Here is a 3,036-nt window from a genome sequence, read left to right on the forward strand (position 1 = left end):
GCACGAGAGACGTCACCATCTGGCGGCAGGGCGACATCAACTATGTCGTCAATGCCGAGCCCGGCTCGCATGCGATGAAGTTCGTCGACAAGCACGGCCCCTGTGCTGCCTCGATGGCCTGGCGGGTGGTGGATGCCAAACACGCTTTCGATCATGCGGTTGCCAAGGGCGCCATGCCTTACGAAGGCGCCGACAAAGCGCTCGACGTGCCAGCAATCATCGGCATTGGCGGCTCGCTGCTCTACTTCATCGAGACCTATGGCAAGAAGGGTTCGGCCTATGATGCCGAGTTCGAATGGCTGGGCGCTCGCGACCCACGGCCGGAAGGCGTCGGCTTCTACTATCTCGATCACCTGACCCACAATGTCTATCGCGGCCAGATGGACAAGTGGTGGGATTTCTATCGCAATCTGTTCGGCTTCAAGCAGATCCATTTCTTCGACATCGACGGCAAGATCACCGGCCTGGTGAGCCGCGCCATCACCTCGCCCTGCGGCAAGATTCGCATTCCGCTCAACGAGTCCAAGGACGAGACCAGCCAGATCGCCGAATATCTGAAGAAGTACAATGGCGAGGGCATCCAGCACATCGCTGTCGGCACCGACGAGATCTATACCGCCACCGACAGGCTGGCCGAGAACGGGCTGAAGTTCATGCCCGGCCCGCCGGAGACCTACTACGACATGTCGTATGACCGCGTGAACGGCCATGACGAACCGATCGAGCGGATGAAGAAGCACGGCATCCTGATCGACGGCGAAGGCGTCGTCGACGGCGGCATGACCAAGATCCTGCTGCAGATCTTTTCGAAGACCGTGATCGGCCCGATCTTTTTCGAGTTCATCCAGCGCAAGGGCGACGAAGGTTTTGGCGAGGGCAACTTCCGCGCGCTGTTCGAATCGATCGAGCAGGATCAGATCAAGCGCGGCGTGATCAAGGTGGACGGCAAAGCGGCGTAAGGTTACTCTCGCTGCGGCCCGGCTTTGGCTTAAGGTTGGGCCTAGCGAGGTCGAGCCGTGCACGTCTCTATTACGGAAGCCAGAGCCAAACTGTCGGAACTCGTCAGGCGTGCAAATGCCGGCGAGGAGATCGTAATCACCCGGCGCGGCAGGGTCGTAGCGCGTCTCTTGCCGCCCCCCGGCAAGGAAAGACCTATCGGCGCCACCGCTGCTCTGAAAGGGCCGAGCGGCTTGACGATTAATTAGAGCCCCAACCGCTCGACCTCTCTCTCCCTCAGCTTCGCATCATAATAGAGCAGAAACTCATCCAGTTGCGGCGGCTTGACCGACGTCCCCGAAAGCATGGCGTGCACCTGGCCGCGGTGATGGATGTCGTGCAGGAAGACATGGGCGAGGATATCGCCGATGCGCTCGGGGATCATGCCGTCCTCGCGCCGGTCGGTGATAACCTGCCGATCGAGGTCGTCGGCCGACAGTCTATCGCAAAAGGCGATCAGCCGCCGGTCGGCTGCGACCTGCGCCGCAAACAACGCCCCCGGCTCGTCGAGGGGCACGAAGTCGTCATGGGCGGCAGCACCGAGACCACCCTCTTCGAGAAAATCGAGATAGAGAAGATCGACCGCAAGGATGTGGTTGAGCGTCGCCTTGATCGATGGAAAGAAGCTGGTGCGTTCGGCCTCGAACTCACCTGGCTGGAGCGACAGCACCGCGCGGTAGAGCCGGTCGTTCGACCACAGATTGTTGCCGGCCATACGGCGCAGATGGTCGAGCAGGTTCACGAGATCATCCCCCTGCCCGCATCAGATGCAAGCCTGCCCCCATGATCGCGAATCCGGCAAGAACGATCAGCAGAAGCCGGTTCATGCGCCGCCGCATGGCTTGCGTTTCCTCGTCGCGCGCGACGTTCATGTTGGTGATGGTGTGGAACATCATCGCCTTGCGCGGAAAGCCGCTGCGGTTGGTCAGGCCGGGCGATCGCGCCTCAATGCGGTAGCTCAGCCGGATCGCCTGGATGAAGACCGCCAGTATGGCGAGTGCCCAGACACCGGCCAGAAGATAGTCCCCCGTCATGCCCTTACCTTTCGTATTTCTCGACCTTCTGCTCAATGGCGCCGAAGATCGAATGCCCGGTTTTGTCCTTCATCTCGATGCGCACCGTGTCGCCGAAGCGCAGGAACGGCGTTTTGGGTTCGCCTGACACAATGGTCTCGATCATGCGCAGTTCGGCGATGCAGGAATAGCCGGCGCCACCGGCCGAAACAGGCTTGCCCGGCCCGCCGTCGAGCTTGTTGGAGACAGTCCCCGAGCCGATGATCGTGCCGGCCGCCAATGGCCGTGTCCTTGCTGCGTGAACGATCAGCGCCGGAAAATCGAAGGTCATGTCGATACCGGCATTGGCCCGGCCGAACGGCTTGCCGTTGAGATCGGCGAGCAGCGGCAGGCTGACCTTGCCGCCGTCCCAGGCATCACCCAGTTCGTCCGGCGTCACCGCGACAGGCGAAAACGCCGAGGACGGTTTTGACTGGAAAAAACCGAAACCTTTGGCCAGTTCCGGTCCGGTGAGCGCGCGCAGCGTGACGTCATTGACCAGCATGACCAGCCGGATCGCCGCGCGCGCCTCATCGACACTGGCGCCCATCGGCACGTCGTCGACAATGACGGCGACTTCGCCTTCCATGTCGATGCCGAAGGCTTCGTCAGCCATGCGGATCGGATCGCGTGGCGGAATGAAAGTGTCCGAGCCGCCCTGGTAGATCAGCGGGTCGGTCCAGAAGCTCGCAGGCATCTCGGCGCCACGCGCTTTGCGCACCAGTTCGACATGATTCACATAAGCCGAGCCGTCGGCCCATTGATAGGCGCGCGGCAGCGGCGAGTGGGCGTCATGCTCGTGGAAGCGCTCCGCCGGCATCGCGTTGTTCTCAAGCGATTCCGCTATTGTCGCGAGATGCGGGGCGATGCGGCGCCAGTCGTCGAGCGCCGCCTGCAGCGTGCGCACCAGGAACGAGGCGTCTGTGAAGCGTGTCAGGTCGCGCGAGACAACGACGAGTTTTCCGTCGCGCGTCCCGTCCTTCAATGT

General features: G+C 61.9%; 5 protein-coding genes. 2 read left to right on the plus strand and 3 right to left on the minus strand.

Annotated features, from left to right (window positions below; all coding sequences use genetic code 11):
- Together hppD and EN906_RS28915 are read left to right on the plus strand one after the other, a co-directional pair.
- A partial coding sequence (gene hppD / locus EN906_RS28910; protein WP_127375556.1) for a 4-hydroxyphenylpyruvate dioxygenase occupies positions 1-959 on the plus strand: 959 nt, incomplete at its 5' end.
- A 57-nt stretch (positions 960-1,016) separates the two neighbouring features.
- On the plus strand, positions 1,017-1,205 hold the full coding sequence (locus EN906_RS28915; protein ID WP_127270132.1) for a type II toxin-antitoxin system prevent-host-death family antitoxin: 189 nt from the start codon (positions 1,017-1,019) through the stop codon (positions 1,203-1,205).
- Here the strand turns inward: EN906_RS28915 and EN906_RS28920 are convergent.
- The 3 genes from EN906_RS28920 to EN906_RS28930 form a co-directional block, all read right to left on the minus strand.
- Positions 1,202-1,738, minus strand: coding sequence for a DinB family protein (locus EN906_RS28920; protein ID WP_127270134.1), 537 nt, complete (start codon positions 1,736-1,738; stop codon positions 1,202-1,204). The two genes, EN906_RS28915 and EN906_RS28920, sit on opposite strands and share 4 nt — an antisense overlap.
- Positions 1,739-1,742: 4 nt before the next feature.
- The gene (locus EN906_RS28925; protein ID WP_127270135.1) at positions 1,743-2,030 is read right to left on the minus strand and encodes a hypothetical protein; all 288 of its coding nucleotides are present in this window, start codon (positions 2,028-2,030) and stop codon (positions 1,743-1,745) included.
- Positions 2,031-2,034: 4 nt separating this feature from the next.
- On the minus strand, positions 2,035-3,036 hold a 1,002-nt coding region (locus EN906_RS28930; RefSeq protein WP_164777433.1), incomplete at its 5' end, for a fumarylacetoacetate hydrolase family protein.

This window comes from Mesorhizobium sp. M7A.F.Ca.CA.004.06.1.1, assembly GCF_003999135.1.
Taxonomy (GTDB): domain Bacteria; phylum Pseudomonadota; class Alphaproteobacteria; order Rhizobiales; family Rhizobiaceae; genus Mesorhizobium.

Bases quoted from the DNA above. Each gene is read 5' to 3' on its own strand.
- EN906_RS28925 (WP_127270135.1), bottom strand. From the start codon at position 2,030: ATGACGGGGGACTATCTTCTGGCCGGTGTCTGGGCACTCGCCATACTG.